18 protein-coding genes are annotated in these 17601 nt (G+C 49.4%); 4 read left to right on the top strand and 14 right to left on the bottom strand.

The window, feature by feature from the left end:
* Positions 1-231: 231 nt before the first annotated feature.
* The 3 genes from ABXS75_08900 to ABXS75_08890 are packed head-to-tail and all read left to right on the top strand — an operon-like array spanning position 232 to position 2828.
* A complete protein-coding gene (locus tag ABXS75_08900; protein XCP86892.1) occupies positions 232-1380 on the top strand; it encodes an NADP-dependent malic enzyme in 1149 nt (382 codons plus the stop codon).
* 1 nt (position 1381) lies between these two features.
* Complete coding sequence (locus ABXS75_08895) at positions 1382-2341, top strand: TIGR01212 family radical SAM protein (protein XCP86891.1); 960 nt, start codon at positions 1382-1384, stop codon at positions 2339-2341.
* Positions 2316-2828 carry a DUF4364 family protein gene (locus ABXS75_08890; GenBank protein ID XCP86890.1) on the top strand — a complete coding sequence of 171 codons (513 nt, stop codon included), beginning with the start codon at positions 2316-2318 and terminating at the stop codon, positions 2826-2828. Before ABXS75_08895 ends, ABXS75_08890 begins: the two co-directional genes overlap by 26 nt.
* Here the strand turns inward: ABXS75_08890 and ABXS75_08885 are convergent.
* From ABXS75_08885 to ABXS75_08840, 10 genes are all read right to left on the bottom strand, one after another.
* A complete protein-coding gene (locus tag ABXS75_08885) occupies positions 2825-3973 on the bottom strand; it encodes a hypothetical protein (GenBank protein XCP86889.1) in 1149 nt (382 codons plus the stop codon). The two genes, ABXS75_08890 and ABXS75_08885, sit on opposite strands and share 4 nt — an antisense overlap.
* A 34-nt stretch (positions 3974-4007) precedes the next feature.
* Complete coding sequence (locus ABXS75_08880; protein ID XCP86888.1) at positions 4008-4859, bottom strand: ATP-binding protein; 852 nt, start codon at positions 4857-4859, stop codon at positions 4008-4010.
* Positions 4852-5574 (bottom strand): LytTR family DNA-binding domain-containing protein, encoded by a 723-nt coding sequence (locus ABXS75_08875; GenBank protein XCP86887.1) that lies wholly within the window; start codon positions 5572-5574, stop codon positions 4852-4854. Before ABXS75_08875 ends, ABXS75_08880 begins: the two co-directional genes overlap by 8 nt.
* A 41-nt stretch (positions 5575-5615) precedes the next feature.
* Positions 5616-6539, bottom strand: coding sequence for an SPFH domain-containing protein (locus ABXS75_08870; GenBank protein ID XCP86886.1), 924 nt, complete (start codon positions 6537-6539; stop codon positions 5616-5618).
* 3 nt (positions 6540-6542) lie between these two features.
* Positions 6543-7016 carry an NfeD family protein gene (locus ABXS75_08865; protein ID XCP86885.1) on the bottom strand — a complete coding sequence of 158 codons (474 nt, stop codon included), beginning with the start codon at positions 7014-7016 and terminating at the stop codon, positions 6543-6545.
* Between the two features lie 103 nt (positions 7017-7119).
* Entirely contained in the window at positions 7120-8439 is a 1320-nt protein-coding gene (locus tag ABXS75_08860; GenBank protein XCP86884.1) for a replication-associated recombination protein A, read from the bottom strand.
* A gap of 68 nt (positions 8440-8507) precedes the next feature.
* A complete protein-coding gene (locus tag ABXS75_08855) occupies positions 8508-9236 on the bottom strand; it encodes a tRNA threonylcarbamoyladenosine dehydratase (GenBank protein ID XCP87116.1) in 729 nt (242 codons plus the stop codon).
* A 14-nt stretch (positions 9237-9250) separates the two neighbouring features.
* The gene (locus ABXS75_08850; GenBank protein XCP86883.1) at positions 9251-10006 is read right to left on the bottom strand and encodes a polysaccharide deacetylase family protein; all 756 of its coding nucleotides are present in this window, start codon (positions 10004-10006) and stop codon (positions 9251-9253) included.
* Positions 10007-10200: 194 nt separating this feature from the next.
* Positions 10201-10857, bottom strand: a complete 657-nt coding sequence (locus ABXS75_08845; GenBank protein ID XCP86882.1) for a flavin reductase family protein — start codon at positions 10855-10857, stop codon at positions 10201-10203.
* Between the two features lie 61 nt (positions 10858-10918).
* Positions 10919-12571 (bottom strand): putative manganese-dependent inorganic diphosphatase, encoded by a 1653-nt coding sequence (locus tag ABXS75_08840; protein XCP86881.1) that lies wholly within the window; start codon positions 12569-12571, stop codon positions 10919-10921.
* 279 nt (positions 12572-12850) lie between these two features.
* Between ABXS75_08840 and ABXS75_08835 the strand changes: the two genes are divergently transcribed.
* Complete coding sequence (locus ABXS75_08835; protein ID XCP86880.1) at positions 12851-13540, top strand: S1 RNA-binding domain-containing protein; 690 nt, start codon at positions 12851-12853, stop codon at positions 13538-13540.
* A 106-nt stretch (positions 13541-13646) separates the two neighbouring features.
* Here ABXS75_08835 and ABXS75_08830 read toward each other — a convergent pair whose 3' ends face one another.
* The 4 genes from ABXS75_08830 to ABXS75_08815 all read right to left on the bottom strand — a co-directional run bounded on the left by ABXS75_08830 (position 13647) and on the right by ABXS75_08815 (position 17559).
* Entirely contained in the window at positions 13647-15563 is a 1917-nt protein-coding gene (locus ABXS75_08830; protein XCP86879.1) for an NAD(+) synthase, read from the bottom strand.
* 16 nt (positions 15564-15579) lie between these two features.
* Positions 15580-16455, bottom strand: coding sequence for an Hsp33 family molecular chaperone HslO (hslO, locus tag ABXS75_08825; GenBank protein ID XCP86878.1), 876 nt, complete (start codon positions 16453-16455; stop codon positions 15580-15582).
* Between the two features lie 130 nt (positions 16456-16585).
* A complete protein-coding gene (locus tag ABXS75_08820; protein ID XCP86877.1) occupies positions 16586-17356 on the bottom strand; it encodes a class I SAM-dependent methyltransferase in 771 nt (256 codons plus the stop codon).
* A 74-nt stretch (positions 17357-17430) separates the two neighbouring features.
* Positions 17431-17559 carry a hypothetical protein gene (locus ABXS75_08815; protein XCP86876.1) on the bottom strand — a complete coding sequence of 43 codons (129 nt, stop codon included), beginning with the start codon at positions 17557-17559 and terminating at the stop codon, positions 17431-17433.
* Positions 17560-17601: the final 42 nt, after the last annotated feature.

The following is a 17601-nucleotide window of genomic DNA, read 5'->3' as shown; positions in this document are numbered from 1 at the left end:
TTATACGGGAAAATCGTCTGATTTGACTAAATATCATTTTGAATGCAATAAGTATACACCATTTATACGCAAAAAGAAAGTATTATTTTTTATTTCGCTGAAAAGGGCCGAAAAATGCTCTGTATTTTTATTTGATTTACGCACGAAGGAATGTTATCATAGAGGATAGTGAATCATCACATCTTAATTAATCAGAATGATTCTATTTGAAGATCAGGAGGATATAGTGCTATGGATACATACGAAAAAGCGTTAGAGATGCATAAAGAGTGGAACGGGAAGATTGAGACGGTCGCGAAAGCCCATGTGAATTCCCGCGAGGACCTGGCGATCGCCTATACTCCCGGTGTAGCTGAGCCCTGCAAGGTCATTGCCAAAGATAAAGAGGCCGCCTACACCTACACGATGAAGGCCAACACCATCGCGGTCGTATCCGATGGAAGCGCCGTGCTGGGACTTGGAAATATCGGTGCCCACGCTGCCATGCCGGTCATGGAGGGGAAAGCCGTATTATTCAAGGAATTCGGCGGCGTAAATGCCGTGCCGATCTGCCTTGATACACAGGATACCGAAGAGATCATAAAGACGGTGGTAAATATCGCCCCGGCCTTCGGCGGCATCAACCTGGAGGATATCTCTGCTCCCCGCTGTTTCGAGATTGAGGCCCGCTTAAAAGAGCTTCTTCCTATTCCCGTATTCCACGACGACCAGCATGGTACTGCCATCGTGGTGCTGGCGGGAATCATCAACGCTCTTAAGGTGACCGGAAAGCAGAAGGAAGGCTGCAAGGTAGTCGTGAACGGCGCGGGAAGTGCCGGCGTTGCCATCACCAAACTCCTTCTCACCTACGGATTTCCGAATATTACTATGTGCGACATTAACGGAATCATTTCCGAGAGCTCTCCGAACCTGAACTGGATGCAAAAAGAGATGGCGAAAGTCACCAACCTTTCCGGCCAGACGGGAACGCTTGCGGACGCCCTCGCCGGAGCGGACATCTTTGTCGGAGTCTCCGCACCGAATATCGTGACAAAGGAGATGGTCTCTTCCATGAATCAAGACGCCATTCTCTTCGCCATGGCCAACCCGGTGCCGGAGATCATGCCGGATCTTGCCAAGGAAGCCGGCGCTAAGGTCGTGGGAACCGGACGCTCTGATTTCCCCAACCAGGTAAACAATGTAGTCGCATTCCCCGGCATTTTCAAAGGAGCGCTTGAAGGACGCGCCACACAGATCACCGAGGAGATGAAGCTGGCTTGCGCCCGCGCGATCGCAGGACTGGTGCCCGACGAAGAGTTAAATGAGAACAACATTCTCCCCGAAGCCTTCGATCCGCGCGTTGCCGATGTGGTAAGCGCTGCCGTAAAGGCACTGATTTAAGATGGAACCGATGCGCTGGGGCGAAAAACGCTACTATTCGCTGGATTATTATCTCCGCAGGACCTACGGAGAAAAATTATATAAAGTCTCCCTAAATGGCGGCTGCACCTGCCCGAACCGGGACGGCACGCTGGATACCCGCGGCTGCATCTTCTGCAGTGCGGGTGGCTCCGGCGATTTTCGAGCCTCCCCTGCCCTCTCTGTGACCAGACAATTCGAGGAGGGGAAAAAGCTCGTGGGAAGGAAGCATACCGGTACCGGCTATATCGCTTATTTTCAGGCGTACACCAACACCTATGCGCCTGTCCTGCGGCTGCGGGCGTTATTTGAGGAGGCCATTCATCTTCCGGAGGTTCGCATTTTATCCATCGCCACCCGGCCCGACTGCTTAAGTCCCGAGATTCTGGACCTGCTGGAAGAGTTAAACCAAATCAAACCGGTCTGGATTGAGCTGGGACTACAGACGATCCACCCCGAAAGCGCGGCGTTTATCCGCCGGGGTTATGAACTTCCGGTATTTGACCAGGCTGTAAAAGAGCTTACCGCGCGCGGAATTTCCGTCATCACCCATGTCATTTTATTCCTTCCGGGTGAGACCTGCGCCCAGATGCTGGAGACAATCCACCACCTGAATCAATTACCGATCCAGGGAATTAAATTGCAGCTTCTTCATATACTAAGGGGAACCGACCTGGCAGATTACTACCAGATGCGGCCATTTTTCGTCCCATCCATGGAGGAATATTTTGAGGTTTTGGGGAAATGCATCTGTGGCCTGCGCCCCGACATCGTCATTCACCGGCTTACCGGGGACGGACCAAAGCCCCTGCTTCTTGCACCCCTTTGGACGGGGCAAAAGCGGCTGGTCCTTGGTTCCATGCAGCATTATTTTAAGATCCATGATATATGGCAAGGAAAGGATTACGGAGGAAATTATGTCAGAGACATTCACACTTTATAAACTGATCATTTTGTATATGCTGGACAAGGTCGATTTTCCCATGACCAATTCCCAGATATCAGAATTCATACTGGACAAGGGCTATACCTCTTATTTCAAGCTGCAGCAGGCACTTTCGGAGCTGACTGAATCGGAGCTTCTGCGGGAGGAGGTCACTCATAACCGTACCCTCTACCACCTGACCGAGGACGGCGCCCAGTCCATCCATTTCTTTAAAAATAAGATCTCCAAATCCATTCAGGAGGACATCGACACCTTCCTGAAGGAGAAACAGTATGATCTGAAGAATGAAGTATCCGTAAAAGCCGACTATTACCGCAATACCGCGCGGGAATACTCGGTGCGCTGCCAGGTACTGGAGAATCAGGAACCGCTGATCGATCTGACTCTCTCGGTCCCCAGTGAGAACGAGGCCAAATCCATCATGACCAACTGGCAGAAAAAGAACCAGGCGATCTACGCCTGGCTTATGTCTGAACTACTCTAGAATGCTAATAACGGATAGGGTGAGGAGGCTTCAATAACCGGATAGAAACTCCAGTAATCTTCCGATTCGATGACCTGGCTGGGGGTGAACAATATCTTTACGGTACCGTAAATCTCAACCTCCAAGCCTTCCGGAAGGACAACATTTTTATACTCCTTCGCGCCTTCTGCCATAAAATCAATATCCTCATAGTTATAATAATCCGTTGCTTCATCTATCATAATCTTATACCCCACGGAACCTTTTCCTTCTAAAAGTGTTAAATCGTATACCCCTGCCGGAATGTCTTCGCCTGCTACAAAACTCTCCGAAAGTGTGAAGGACTCCGTATTGGGGTTTTCCAGATAATTCAAATCCATCTGTGCGTTTTCCGACCGGAGGCATATCGTTAAGGTCCCGTCGATTTTGACCAATCCGCCTTCATAGACGCGAAAATCGTCCGCCGGTTCAACACCCTCCGAATCCTCATATCCAAAAGAACCAAATAAATAAATGCTACGGTCGCTATCGTCCATAGTAAGAAATCCCTGACCCTCTATGTATTCCAGATAATACTGGCCCACCGGAATGTGTACGCCGCCCTTATAAGTTCCCGGTCCCAGAGTGACCTCATACGCCTCCCCCTCCTCGGGCAGTTCCTCGTCCACCCAATAATATGGATCGTAATCCATCATCGCCGCCGGATCCTCATCCCAGTCAACTGCTTCGGTACCTTCTTCCACGCCGAACCCTAAAAAGCCCGGGCCAAAAGCCTCCTCCGCAAATTCAATCAGATCCGGTATGGACGCTATCAGCGCGATGATAATTCCAATGATAACTCCAATCCATATTTTTCCTTTTTTCTTCGGCATGCTGGTAGATACCGCCCGATATACATTCTTTCTGGCCTCTTTATCCGCCGCTTTCCTGTTCTCCGGCTTCCTTCTCTGCCGAATCGCCGCCTTTAGCTGCTCCTGCTGCTGATACGTCATCGTCTTTCCGGAAAACGGATCTTCATTTTCCGTATGAACATGCGTAAGACCCATCTCATCTCCATGGCTCTTCCCAGTGACATAATTGTCATCGCTCTTGGAATTGTCAAGCCCACATTCCGTGCAGACGGTTCCATTTAATTTGCCTCCGCAAAGTGAACATCGTCTCCGCATACACACTAACCTCCCTCTTCTTAGTACCTTAAACCTATACAACTATCTTAAAACAGATATAATTCCTGCTGTCTATATAATCTGTACTGACCGTGATCTCACCGCCGTATCGTTCTGCAAGCTGTCTGGCCCGGTAAAGCCCCAGACCTCTGGAGCCATCCCCTGCTTTGGTGGAATACCCTCGCTGGAAAAAACGCCCGATATCCTCCAGCTTTACATTCCGCATACGATTCTTGATCACAAAGATCAGCCTGTCATTTTCCGAATCGATTTCCATGATCACCCGGTTCAGTTCCTCGGTACACGCCTCATATGCATTATCCACAAGCGCTCCCACGATCTCGATCAGATGATGCTCGGAAATTCCCGAGATGATCTCCAGATTCTTTACCTCCACCTCGGTCCTGATATAGGAAGGAGACCGGACGATCTTGCTGTAAAGAAATCCCGCAAGAACCTTATCGCTAATCTTAAGAAGCGGCAGATACTGCCTGCTGTCGTCATCCTTTGCCGCCTCGGTGATGTACGCCGCCTGGCAGGCCACCAGCTCCTCATAGGTGTCTACCGTCAGATGCATATTCAAAATGGCGTTCATGTGATTATCAAATTCATGCTGTTTTGCCCGTATCTCCTTCACCAGTTCTTCCAGCGGGTGAATGTAAAGCTGATACATCTTAAGCTCTGTTTCCTTTTGCTGCATCAGGATATAATTTTTGCGCCAGTCCACAATCCCCCAGATGATCACGACAACCATCAGAAGGAACATGACGAACACCCGGTAATCAAAGGTACCGCTCACAAGAAAATCCACGACCAGATAAACAGATACCAAAAGTGCGATCACACAAAAGATACGGTATAAAAACTTTCTCACCCAATCAACCACTTATGATCCTCCCTATCTCAGCCTTATAGGTCACGCCGATCTCCACGGTATCCGTACAATGCTTCAGCTTCACGATCCGGTTCACCAGATCATAATATTCCACTTCCCGCCTGTTCACGGCGAACATGCGATGACACTGCACGAACATTTCCTTCGGCAGCCTCAGCATCATCTGCTTCAGCGTAACATAAGGCACATTCCAGTTTTCCGACTTCATGTGGATACATATCCCACGGGGAACCGCTTCGATGTACAGGATATCGTCACATTTGACCTGATAATTGATCCCGTCCTTTTTCACCACCACCTCCGGCGGCTTCTCCTGCTGTTCTTTGTCCAGCACCTTTTTCACGACCTCCTCCACCTGCTCCCGCCGGTAAGGCTTCATGATATACAAATAACAATGCAGTTCTCTGTACGCCTGCATCTCCATCTCTCCCACTGCCGTTACCATGACGATCGGAGTGAAGGTGTAGGGGAAATGCTCTCTTACTTCTCTCGCGAAAATGATTCCCCCGATATCTTCCCTGTTATCCCCGCTTAAATTCACATCCAGCAGAAAAAGACCATATCGGACGTCGCCATCCAACAGGTCTTTTGCTTCCTGGTAGGAGGCGGCCGCATGTACGCAGATATCCGAAGAATAATCCGTCAGAATCCTCGTCAGAGCTTCAAGGGACGTCCTGTCATCCTCAAGAATCAATACGTGTGTCATCGCTGCCCCTCCTTTCCACTCACTATTCTATTTCACTCGCTTTATTCAGCCATGATCTCCTTCACGCTTTTTGCAAGCCCTGCAAGCCCCTGGATCTCAGACGGGATGATGATCTTGGTCGCCTTGCCGTCCGCCGCTTTTTCAAATGCTTCCAGACTCTTGATTTTAAGAACTGCTTCATCTGCACCAGCCTCACGCAGGAACCGGATACCGTCTGCATTCGCCTGCTGCACTTTCAGGATTGCCTCAGCCTCACCTTCGGCCTCCCTGATCCTCTTCTCTTTTTCCGCCTCAGCCTGCAGGATCGCCGCCTGCTTCTCAGCCTCCGCCTTAAGGATCACAGATTCCTTCTCACCTTCTGCCACAAGGACGGTGGATTTCTTCTCACCTTCCGCTCTCAGAATCGCCTCACGACGTTCACGCTCTGCCTTCATCTGTTTCTCCATCGCATCCTGGATTGCTGCCGGCGGGATAATGTTCTTAAGTTCCACACGGTTTACCTTGATTCCCCACGGGTCTGTCGCCACATCAAGGGAAGCGCGCATCTTCGTATTGATCGTCTCTCTTGAAGTCAGGGTCTGGTCAAGTTCCAGATCACCGATGATATTACGTAGCGTGGTCGCGGTCAGGTTCTCAATCGCCATGATCGGATTCGCAACACCATAACAGAACAGCTTCGGGTCTGTAATCTGATAGAATACGACTGTGTCGATCCGCATCGTTACGTTATCCTTTGTGATCACCGGCTGCGGTGCGAAATCCACGACCTGTTCCTTTAAGTCCACTCTTCTTGCTACACGCTCGATGATCGGTATCTTAAAATGAAGACCTACGCTCCAGGTCGCCTGATACGCGCCCAGTCTTTCCACCACCAGTGCCTTAGCCTGGGGTACGATCTTGATACAAGAAATCAAAAGAACCAATGCAATTACTACTACGACTGCTAAAATAATCATTCCTGCCATAATTTACTCCTCCTCATATTTCTTTACAATTAATTTGACGCCGGTTATGTTTACCACCTTGGCTATCTCTCCGGCCTCCAGAACCACTTTTTCATCTGCAGACCGCACCGTCCACTCCTGCCCATTCACTACCGCCATGCCGGTCTGTTCCAGATTGTCCACGCGCTCTGTAATGCGGATCGTCTTTCCGATAATTCCTTCGTAATTCGTCTTTTCACGCTTGGAATTGATGAACCGTATGGCAAATGGCCTCGTGAAACACAGAAGTACAATGGTCACCAGAAAGAAAGCTGTCACCTGCCACACCAAAGATACCTCACATATACTGAGAAGCAACGCTACAAGGGCACCTCCGGCGGCCCAGATACTGGTCAGTCCCACCGTGATGATCTCTATAACCAGCAAGATGATCAGGAGAACCAGCCATGCGATCGTAACATAACTATCTTTCAGATTTAGATTTTCCAGAATCGCCATATCCTCACTTCCTTTCTCTTTGATGTATTAATCCTAACAAAATTTTATACATCTATCAATAGATTTTGCGCGAATACAGCTTTTTCCTGCTTGAATAAAAGTATCACTTCCGTTCTTTCAAATGCCACAAATGTTCCCTAATTTTCTTCTCATACCCCATCTCTGACGGCTCATAAAAAACAGCATCCCTGATCTCATCCGGGAGATACTGCTGCCGGACATAGTGCTCCGGATAATCATGTGCATACTTATAACCAATGCCATGTCCCAGATTCTTAGACCCTTTGTAATGCGAATCCTGCAAATGTGCCGGCACACTCGTCTTCACCTGCCGCACATTCTCCATCGCCGCATAAACTGCATTGCAGGCCGAGTTGCTCTTCGGTGCCGTCGCCACATAGAGTGCTGCCTGAGATAAAATCAACTGGGCCTCCGGCATTCCGACACGCTCTACGGCCTGCGCCGCACTGACCGCGACGGTGAGCGCCATCGGATCCGCATTTCCCACATCCTCCGACGCACAGATCATGATCCTGCGCGCGATGAACTTGATATCCTCCCCCGCATACAGCATCTTAGCCAGATAATAGACTGCTGCGTCCGGGTCCGAGCCCCGCATGCTCTTGATAAATGCGGAGATGGTATCATAATGATTGTCGCCGGTCTTATCATACCGCACCACCCGCTTCTGTATACACTCCGATGCCACGTCTAACGTGATATGGATCTTCCCGTCCGCACTCCGGTCCGTGGTCAGGACCGCCAGTTCCACCGCATTTAAAGCCAGACGGGCGTCGCCCCCGGAAAGGTCCGATAGGAAATGAATAGCGTCCTCGTCAATCTCGGCATTATAGCTTCCCATCCCTTTCTTCTCATCGGTCACTGCCCGCCGGATCAGAATTTCCACATCCTCCCGTGCCAGAGGCTTCAGTTCGAAGATACTGGACCTGGATATAAGCGCCCCATTCACCTCAAAATACGGATTCTCCGTGGTCGCCCCGATCAGGATCAGCGTCCCGTCCTCCACGAATGGGAGAAGATAATCCTGCTGCCCCTTGTTAAAACGATGGATCTCATCTACGAACAGGATCGTCCGCTTCTGGTACATTCCAAAAAGCTGCTTGGCTTTATTTACCACTTCCTCCATATCCTTTTTCCCTGCGACCGTGGCATTAATCTGGGTAAATTCTGCGCTTGTTGTATTGGCAATCACCTTCGCAAGCGTGGTCTTTCCGGTTCCCGGAGGACCATAAAAAATCAGCGATCCCAGTTTGTCCGCCTTAATGGCCCGGTAAAGCAGCTTGTCCTTTCCGATAATATGCTGCTGCCCCACGACCTCGTCCAGTGTCGTCGGACGAAGCCTGGACGCCAGCGGGGACTCCTCTTCTTTTTTTGTCTCTCTCATATATTCAAATAAATCCATGTAATCGCTCCTTTTTTCTTTCTAATGCGCGCCGGCAAGCCTTCCTGGCGCGGCACCTGTTTCCTGATTTATCCTCTATTCTTTATTTCCAGTAGATCCCTGACCACTTCCCCGGCGATCAAAAGTCCGGCAACAGGCGGTACAAATGCAATACTTCCCGGCACACTGCGGCGTGTTCCTACCTCCTCTTCGGTATCCCGCCCACCGATACTGATGGGTGCTTCAGGCGAGTACAACACCTTTAAATGCCGGATCTCCCGCTTTTTCAGTTCACGCCTCATCACCTTGCAGAGTGGGCAGACACTGGTCTTAGAAATATCCGTGATCTCAAACAGCTCCGGGTGCAGTTTATTTCCGGTCCCCATGCTGCTGATAATCGGAATTCCTCTCCTTTCGGCCTCCTCGATGAGCGCCAGCTTTGCCGTCACCGTATCGATCGCATCGACGATATAGTCCGCGCCCTCTTCCAGAATATCCGTAAGATTCTCTTTGAGAATGAACCGCTCATAAGTCACCACTTTCGTGTCCGGACAAATATCTGCGATTCGCTCCCGCATCACTTCCGTCTTAGGCCGTCCCACGGTACTGTGATATGCGATGGACTGCCTGTTAATGTTCGTCAGGGATACCCGGTCGCTGTCGATGAGAATCAGCCTGCCCACTGCACATCTCGCCAGCGCCTCAATACAGTGCGAGCCGACTCCGCCCACCCCAAATACCATGACGGATGAGCTCCGAAGTCTCCTAACGCCTTCGTTTCCTATCAGTAATTCCATTCTGGAAAATTCATTCATTATCTCTTAACTCCTTACTAATCCAGCAATAACTCCTCTACCGTAACAAATGTATACCCCTCTTTCTGTAGCAGATCTACAATCCGAAGGGCGGCGTTGACGGAAGAGATATAGCAATCATGTAACAAAATAATATCATTTTCCTTCACGTCCGTCACTACCTTATTTACAATTTCATCTTCATTCTCCGTTGTCCAGTCCAAAGGATCCACATTCCAGAGGACCGGCATCACATTCAGCTCCATCTCCAGTTCCTTCTGCCAGGCACCGAACGGTGGGCGCATAAAGGCTGTCGGTTTCCCGGTGATCTTCTCAATCAGTTCACTGGTGTCCATAATCTCCTTTCGGGCCTGCTCCTCGGAGATCCGGGTAATCTCCACATGGTTCCAGGTATGATTCCCCACGATGTGTCCTTCCTCGGCCTCCCTTTTTACGATCTCGGGATACTGCGCGGCATACTCTCCGATCACAAAGAATGACACTTTCACATCGCGCTCCTTAAGACCGTCCAGGAGAGCAGGCGTCGTTCTGGGCCGGGGACCATCGTCGAACGTAAGCGCGATCTTCTTTTCCTCCTCTTCTTTTACGATTCTCTTCCCGTCCACTTCCCCGCCTGCATCTGTTTTCGCCTGCTTTTGCCCCGAATTTGCTTCCCCGGCAGGCACTGAAAAATGAATCGTCTCCCAGGTCCCGTTTTCCATAATGCCCCACGCCATACATAGACATACCATATAAACCAAACCACAGATAACGGACAGCACTTTACCTTTCACGCTTCCCTCTCCTTTTTATATACGCACTCTATCATTTCATTATATGACTGAAAAGTCCAGGTATGTCAGGCGGCTAAAAAAGACCCCCAGGCATGCTTGGTTCCAAAACAAGGTCCACCTGACCTTATTTCCGGTATGCTTGGCACAAAAAAGCGAAACCGCCTTTAAAGCAATTCCGCCCTTAAAATACATTTTTAAGTTTTCCGTCCTCCCGCCTTTTGAATCCCGTTCTTCTCCGGCTTCCGGGCTTTCCGTTCCCCTGGCACAGGACGTTTCCTGCTATCCGAAACCTTTTTGCGGACACTGTATCCAAAACTGCCCAGTAAACTTCCGATCCCAAAATACTGCCCGTGAGAATACACGATCGGATCTGCTTTTTCCAGGGCGAACCGCCCCTTCTCGTCCAGATAGGCTTCCTCCACATGGACTGCCAAAACCTCCGCCAAAAAAAGATGGTGCGATCCCAATTCCTCTTTCTTTACGACCCGACACTCGATATTCACGGGACTCTCCTGAATCATCGGCGCTTTCACATGGCTTGCCGCCTCTTTATGAAGGCCCATCTCACGAAACTTGTCCACGTCCCGCCCGGACCTGACCCCGCAGTAATCCGTGGCACGGACCAGTTTTTCCGTCGTCAGGTTGATCACGAATTCTCCGGTCTCCTCCAGCATATGATAAGAATAGCGCTCGGGTCTTACGGAAATGGACACCATCGGAGGATTCGTGCACACCGTCCCGGTCCACGCAACCGTCAGAATGTTAGCTCTGCCTTCCCCGTCCGCTACGCTCACCATAACAGCGGGAAGCGGATACAGCATATTTCCGGCCTTCCAAACCTGTTTTGCCATCTAAGCCTTGCCTCTCTATCTCTTTCATTTCTATCATATCGATCCATTCTGCCTTTTCAATCTATCTTTGCTGCAAATAATTCACGATCGGCGGAATGAGCTGTTTCTTCCGGGATACCACGCCCTCCAGCAGAATATGCTCCTTCTCGTCCGTGACCTCAAATGCGTCGCGGATCAACTGTTTGGCGCCGTCTCCACAGGACATCATCTCTGTAGACTCCTCCAGAATATTCGTGAGCATCAGGAAGATCATATCCAGACGCTGTGCATGTCTCGCTTCTTCCAGATAATCCTTCAAACGCTTGCGGACGCTGTCCAGCTCCTCCTGGTTCATCGAGGTAATCTGGCCGACGCCAAATACCACACCGCCGGAATTGAATACCTTGAAATCCTGGAAGCAGATCTCTTCGGGCGTCTTCTCGGCCAGGTCGCTTCCCGCATTAAACATGGCTTTCGCATGCTGCTCCATATCAATTCCTGCGATCTTTGAAAGCGCCTCTGCTGCCGCCTGATCCACCATCGTACAGGTGGGCGACCTGAAAAGAAGAGTATCGGAAAGAATCGCCGAACAAAGCAGCGCCGCCATCGTCTTATCCACTTCTACCCCATTCTCCTGGTACATCTGGTACACGATCGTCGCAGTACAGCCCACCGGCTGGTTGCGGAAAAATACAGGTCCAATGGTCTCCAGACTTCCCAGCCTGTGATGATCGATGATCTCTAAAATCTCAGCCTCGTCGATTCCCTCTACCGCCTGGGATTTCTCGTTATGATCCACCAGAATCACCTGTTTTTTCCGGGAACTAAGTAATTTCCGTCTGGAAAGGAAACCGCAGAATCTTCCTTTTTTATCCAGGATCGGGAAATCCCGATATTTTTTCTTTAACATGACTTCCTTCACATCATCTACATAATCATTCATGCGGAAGGTCTCCAGATTATTCGTACTCATGAAATATTTTACCGGAATACTCTGGTTGATCAGCCTGGCTGCCGTAAAAGTATCATGGGGCGTCCGGATCACTACAATCTCCCGCTCCGCAGCCATCTTGCGGATCGTGCGGGAAACCTCCGCTCCCTGACAGATCACCAGACAGCTCGCGTCCAATTCAATCGCACAAAGCTGCGACTCATAACGATTTCCCAAAATGACCAAATCGTCCTTCTCGATGATATTCTCCATGAGCTCCGGGCTTGACGCCGCGATCACGACCTTACCATTCAGGAAATACCCGTGCTCATTCCCGGTAATCATCTCCCCATCGAGAGTGCGGATAATATTCCGGTACTGTGTCTTTGCCGTAGACAGGATATGACTGTCATAGACCTCCATATAGGAAGTGGCGATATCCCCGATCGTAATCAACCCTTCCAGCCGCTCATTCCGCGTGATCGGCAGAGTCCGAATATTCTCTGACTTCATACGCGCCCATGCCTCTTTAATAGATACATTGGACATCACACCTTCCACATGGCGAATATCCATGTCTTTGACCTGAAGATGCACATCACTTAAGTAGCCGGGCTGTTCCACCCCAAAACGCTCCAGCACATAAGCCGTCTCTCCGTTGAGATCACCGGCTCTCTTGGCTACATACTCTTCCCCCGTGACCTTCCTCTTCAGATTTGCATACGCGATTGCAGAACAAATAGAATCCGTATCGGGATTCTTATGTCCCACCACATAAGTTTTTCTTGTTTTTTTACTCTCCATTTTTATTCACATCCTCCATCTTTCTACCATTCAGAATGCCATTTTTTCACGCTTTCGTCAACCTTATTTCCCAAATCTTTTGTTTTCCTCGTGCACTTTTTTACGTCCAAAGCCTTCCTTTAAACATCTGTCCTGATCAAATGCTTCAAAAGTCTTGTTTTTTCTTGATTTTTTGCTGTGGTTTTGCGCAAATTTCAGTTCCTATTGACGAAAAAACATGTTATAATGATAATATACGTTACATCTGTAACAAGAAAAAGCAAACAGAGGTAAAGAATTATGGACAACGAACAGTTACTGGAAAAAACAGAGACCATGGCAGATCTTGAGGAGCATTTCGACGATGCAAATCCATGGAACATCGTCAAGGATTATTTAGAAAAAGGGACCGTCCTTCATGTCACCATCGAAGGCATTGTAAATGGCGGCGCGATCGCTATGGTAGAAGGTATCCGCGGATTTATTCCCGCTTCCCGGCTTTCCCTTTCCTACATCGAGAATCTGGAGACATATCTGTTAAAAGAGCTTGATGTTAAGGTCATTGAAGCCGATCAGGCAGAAGGACGTCTGATCTTATCTGCCCGCGAGATTTTAAGAGAGCAGGAGAAGAAAGCGAAGGAAGAACTTCTCGCTTCCGTAAAGGTCGGCAGTGTCCTGAAAGGCAAAGTAGAATCTCTCCAGAGCTACGGAGCATTTGTACGCCTGGAAAATGGTCTTTCCGGCCTGGTACACATCTCCCAGATCAGCACCCAGAGAATCAAGACACCGGAACAGGTACTGAAGATCGACGATGAGGTAGATGTCAAAGTCATCGGCATCAAAGAAGGAAAGATCAGCCTCAGCATGAAAGCGCTCATAGAGGACAAGGAGAAGGCAGAAGAGGAACCTGTCGAGAAGATCGTTCTTCCTAAATCTGAGAATATCGGAACCAGTCTTGGCGACTTATTCAAGAATCTGAAACTGAATTAATATGATCTGAATACTATGCGCCATAGTATAGTGTATGTATAGGAAGCGTTCAGGAGGCTGACAAAATGATTTCCAGCCTCCTGTTTTATATTACCAGGCTTACCTTCTATGCTTCCAAATTCTCCAGATCCTTCATCCAAACCGCCGCGCAGGCATCACTTGGCATTCTCCAATCTCCCCTGGGTGATAGAGCCACCGTTCCAATCTTCGGTCCGTCCGGCAGACAGGAACGCTTGAACTGTTGCGTAAAGAATCTGCGATAGAACGTCCTTAGCCATTTCAGTATCGTAGCGTCATCATACGCTCCCTCAAAAGCAAACTTAGCCAGCCTGTAGATCTTCGACGGTTCAAAGCCGAACCGCAGAACATAATACAAATAAAAATCATGCAGCTCATAGGGCCCGACCATATCCTCCGTCTTCTGCGCGATCTCGCCGTCTTTTGGCGGCAGAAGTTCCGGGCTTACCGGCGTATCAAGCACATCATTTAACACCGCACTTAATTCGCTATCCTCACAGGTATCTGCATAATACCGGACCAAATGGCGCACCAGCGTCTTCGGCACCGACGCATTCACCCCGTACATGGACATATGGTCCCCATTATAAGTCGCCCAGCCAAGCGCCAGCTCCGACATATCCCCGGTCCCAATCACCATTCCCATCTCCTGGTTGGCGATGTCCATAAGAACCTGCGTCCTCTCCCTGGCCTGCGCATTTTCATAAGTCACATCATGCACGTCCTCCTCATGTCCGATATCCCGGAAATGTGCTCTGACGGAATCGGCAATCGGCACTTCCCGAAGAGAAGCTCCCAGCTTTCTCGACATCAGGCATGCATTTTGATAGGTTCTGTCCGTCGTTCCGAAACAAGGCATGGTAACCGCAATGATATTCTTCCTGTCCTTTCCCACCATGTCAAACGCCTTTGCCGTAACCAGAAGTGCAAGGGTAGAATCCAGTCCGCCCGAGATTCCCACCACTGCGGTCCTGGAATTCGTGTGTACCAGACGTTTCTTAAGTCCCATCGCCTGAATAGACAGAATCTCCTCACATCGTTTCTCCCTCAGAGCCATATCAGACGGCACAAAGGGTGAAGGAGAAAATTCTCTTGTCAAATGTGTCTCCTCCACATCTACCGAAAAACCAATTCTCGGCAAAGTGCGCACCTTGGAGACTTGGAACGTCGTATTTTTCCTGCGCTCACCAAGAAGGCGGCAGATATCGATCTCACTGAAAATCGTCGTATTCTCAAACCTTCCGGATTCTTTTAAAATATTTCCGTTCTCTGCGATAATATTATGACCGCCGAACACCACATCGGTAGTGGATTCCCCTTCTCCTGCGTTTGCATAAACATAACCGGCGATCAGCCGCGCTGACTGCCCTTTGATGAGTTCCTCGCGATAACCCTCTTTTCCGATGGTCTCATCGCTTGCCGAACAGTTGACCAGGATTAGTGCCCCTTCTATGGCCGCTTTAATACTTGGCGGAACCGGTGACCACACGTCCTCGCAAATCTCCGCCGATACAACCAGTTCTTCCATCTCCTTCGCCTGATAGAGAATCTGCGGGCCGAATGTGACACGCTCTCCCTCGAACAGAATCTCTCTTGCGGTATCTGGTCCCTGGCAGAACTGCCGCATCTCATAGAATTCCCCATAATTCGGCAGAAAACTCTTCGTCGTAAATCCAAGGATCTTTCCATCATTTAAAGCCGCCGCCACATTGTACAGCTCGCCTTCCACCGCAAGCGGCATTCCCACGAACACCAGACTGCCGGAATTCTTCGTCTCGGCTGCAATCTTCCAGATTGCACTTCGCACCTCTTTCAGCAAAATATCCTGCGTAAATAAGTCTCCACAGGTATACCCGGTCAGGCACAGTTCCGGGAAGACGATGATCTTCGCGCCTTCCCGCACCGCCGCCTTCATCTTCTGAATGATTTCCTGACAATTATAATTCACATCTGCCACCCGGATATCCGGCGTGACCGCTGCCACTTTAATAAATCCCTGTTTCATAACCTCAACCTCGCTTCTATCTCGCCCGTTTTAAAATCGCTTTTAGTTCCTCCACGCTGAACTTATACGCCGTGTTACAGAAATGGCACATCACTTCCACTTCTTTTCCTTCCTTTATCATCTCCTGGATCTCTTTCTTTCCGATGCTGATAATCGCTTTTTCGATTCTCTCATGAGAACAATTGCAGGCAAATCTGGCCGGCAGTGTATCCGTGATCTCCACGTCCAGACCCGCGAGCACTTTTTCAAGGATCTGCTCCGGAGTATCGCCCTCATCGAGCATCTGCGTCACGGAAGAAATATTTTTAATATTCTCCTCCAGTGTACTCACCACATCGTCCGTCACAAAAGGCATCACCTGTACGATAAATCCCCCTGCACAGCGCACCGTATTGTTCTTCTCCATCAGTACCCCAAGCCCCACGGAAGACGGTACCTGCTCACTGGTCGCAAAATAATAGGTCAGATCCTCCGCAATCTCGCTGGATACCAGGATCGTCTGCCCCGAATACGGCTCCTTAAGGCCCATATCCTTGATTACACTCAGCAGGCCGATGCCCACCGCACCACCCACGTCCAGCTTCCCGTTCTTCGGCGGAAGCATCACGTCCGGGTGCTCTACATACCCCTTCACGTCCGCCTTTGCGTCCGCAGTCACGGTGATTCCGCCAAGCGGTCCGTCGCCTTTAATCTGTAAGGTCAGCATATCGGTCTCATTCTTCATCATGCTCCCCATCATAGCTCCCGCCGTCAAAAGTCGGCCCAGGGCAGCCGTCGCGACTGGGCTGGTATTATGCCTGCTTCTCGCCTCCTCCACCAGGTTCCTCGTAGTCGCGGCAAATGCACGCACCTGTCCGTTTCCCGCCGTCGCTCTTACAATATAATCTTCCATTGCTATCTCTCCTACCATTCTGTTCTTTTCAAAATATATAACACCATGCATCGCACCATTTTAATTCACAAATGCTTCCTCTGCATTTCCAACCATATTTCTTCCCTTCGGCCATCAGCAGTCCTACGGACTATTTTCCACACTCCCGCGCCACGATATAGATCCGCTCACTCGTTTCCATCGGCGCATTGAGGGTAAATGCGTCATAGGCCGTCACAAATTCCAGCCCTGAGCGCTTCACAAGCCGCTCCATCTCTTCCAGTGTATACGCCCTCTGGAAGTGCGTCTCCTCATACCTCCTGAACAGGCCGCCCTCTTCCCGGATAAATAACGTCAGTTCATACTCATTGATCCCGTCTTCTTCATCAAAGTAATTGTCCCAAATAAAGCTGCACTCTTCCCGGTTTTCCGCAATCGTCCTCTCCCCTAAGACCTCGCTGTACTTATATAATGTATTAAAATCAAAAATAAATACCCCCTTGGGGTCAAGATAATTATTGACGAGCTGAAATACTGTAAGCAGTTCCTCCGGCTCCGTAATATAATTCAGCGAATCGCAGACACTGACCACCGCGCAGACCGTTCCATATAATTCAAATTCCCGCATGTCCTGCAAAAGATACAGAATCTCATGCCCTGACTCAATCCGTTTTTCCAGCGCGATCTCCAGCATGTCTTCAGAGTTATCCACGCCGATCATATCATAGCCTTTTTGTGCAAGCAGCTCCGTCATATTCCCCGTTCCGCATCCCAGATCAAGGACTAGCCCCTCATGTACCCCGTACTTTTTAAGAAGCCCGGTCAGGTATTCGCTCCACGCATCGTAGGGAATATTATCCATGAAAATGTCGTAAACACGGGCAAAACTACCGTACATACTGTATTTATCAGCATTTTCCATTGTTCAAAACCTCTCTTTACTACAGTTTGTTACTTCATTTAGGTATGCATGGCAACTAAATCGATTACAGACAATTATAAATCCGGCAGGCGCTTTTGTCCACTATTTAATTTTACGGTCGGCAGACGTAAGCTGTTTATTTCTGGTGTTGAAAAGTCAATAACTTCTGCCGCCTTTTCGCCTTCACTTCTTACATTTTTCAAGCGCTCCCTCAAAATTAATTTGTCTATAAGACAAAAACACTT

Source organism: Roseburia hominis (assembly GCA_040702975.1).
GTDB classification, from domain to species: Bacteria; Bacillota; Clostridia; order Lachnospirales; family Lachnospiraceae; genus Allocoprococcus; species Allocoprococcus hominis_A.
Note: the sequence above shows the minus strand (reverse complement) of the source record. Positions and strands in the feature narration are given on the sequence as shown.

What these genes read in the sequence shown, in the direction of transcription:
- ABXS75_08865 (XCP86885.1), bottom strand. Translation starts at nt 7,016, where the DNA reads ATGGCGATTCTGGAAAATCTAAATCTGAAAGATAGTTATGTTACGATC.
- ABXS75_08820 (XCP86877.1), bottom strand. Translation starts at nt 17,356, where the DNA reads ATGGAAAATGCTGATAAATACAGTATGTACGGTAGTTTTGCCCGTGTT.
- hslO (XCP86878.1), bottom strand. Translation starts at nt 16,455, where the DNA reads ATGGAAGATTATATTGTAAGAGCGACGGCGGGAAACGGACAGGTGCGT.
- ABXS75_08885 (XCP86889.1), bottom strand. Translation starts at nt 3,973, where the DNA reads ATGCGGAGACGATGTTCACTTTGCGGAGGCAAATTAAATGGAACCGTC.
- ABXS75_08845 (XCP86882.1), bottom strand. Translation starts at nt 10,857, where the DNA reads ATGGCAAAACAGGTTTGGAAGGCCGGAAATATGCTGTATCCGCTTCCC.
- ABXS75_08860 (XCP86884.1), bottom strand. Translation starts at nt 8,439, where the DNA reads ATGGATTTATTTGAATATATGAGAGAGACAAAAAAAGAAGAGGAGTCC.
- ABXS75_08875 (XCP86887.1), bottom strand. Translation starts at nt 5,574, where the DNA reads ATGACACACGTATTGATTCTTGAGGATGACAGGACGTCCCTTGAAGCT.
- ABXS75_08900 (XCP86892.1), top strand. Translation starts at nt 232, where the DNA reads ATGGATACATACGAAAAAGCGTTAGAGATGCATAAAGAGTGGAACGGG.
- ABXS75_08840 (XCP86881.1), bottom strand. Translation starts at nt 12,571, where the DNA reads ATGGAGAGTAAAAAAACAAGAAAAACTTATGTGGTGGGACATAAGAAT.
- ABXS75_08890 (XCP86890.1), top strand. Translation starts at nt 2,316, where the DNA reads ATGTCAGAGACATTCACACTTTATAAACTGATCATTTTGTATATGCTG.
- ABXS75_08895 (XCP86891.1), top strand. Translation starts at nt 1,382, where the DNA reads ATGGAACCGATGCGCTGGGGCGAAAAACGCTACTATTCGCTGGATTAT.
- ABXS75_08830 (XCP86879.1), bottom strand. Translation starts at nt 15,563, where the DNA reads ATGAAACAGGGATTTATTAAAGTGGCAGCGGTCACGCCGGATATCCGG.
- ABXS75_08870 (XCP86886.1), bottom strand. Translation starts at nt 6,539, where the DNA reads ATGGCAGGAATGATTATTTTAGCAGTCGTAGTAGTAATTGCATTGGTT.
- ABXS75_08835 (XCP86880.1), top strand. Translation starts at nt 12,851, where the DNA reads ATGGACAACGAACAGTTACTGGAAAAAACAGAGACCATGGCAGATCTT.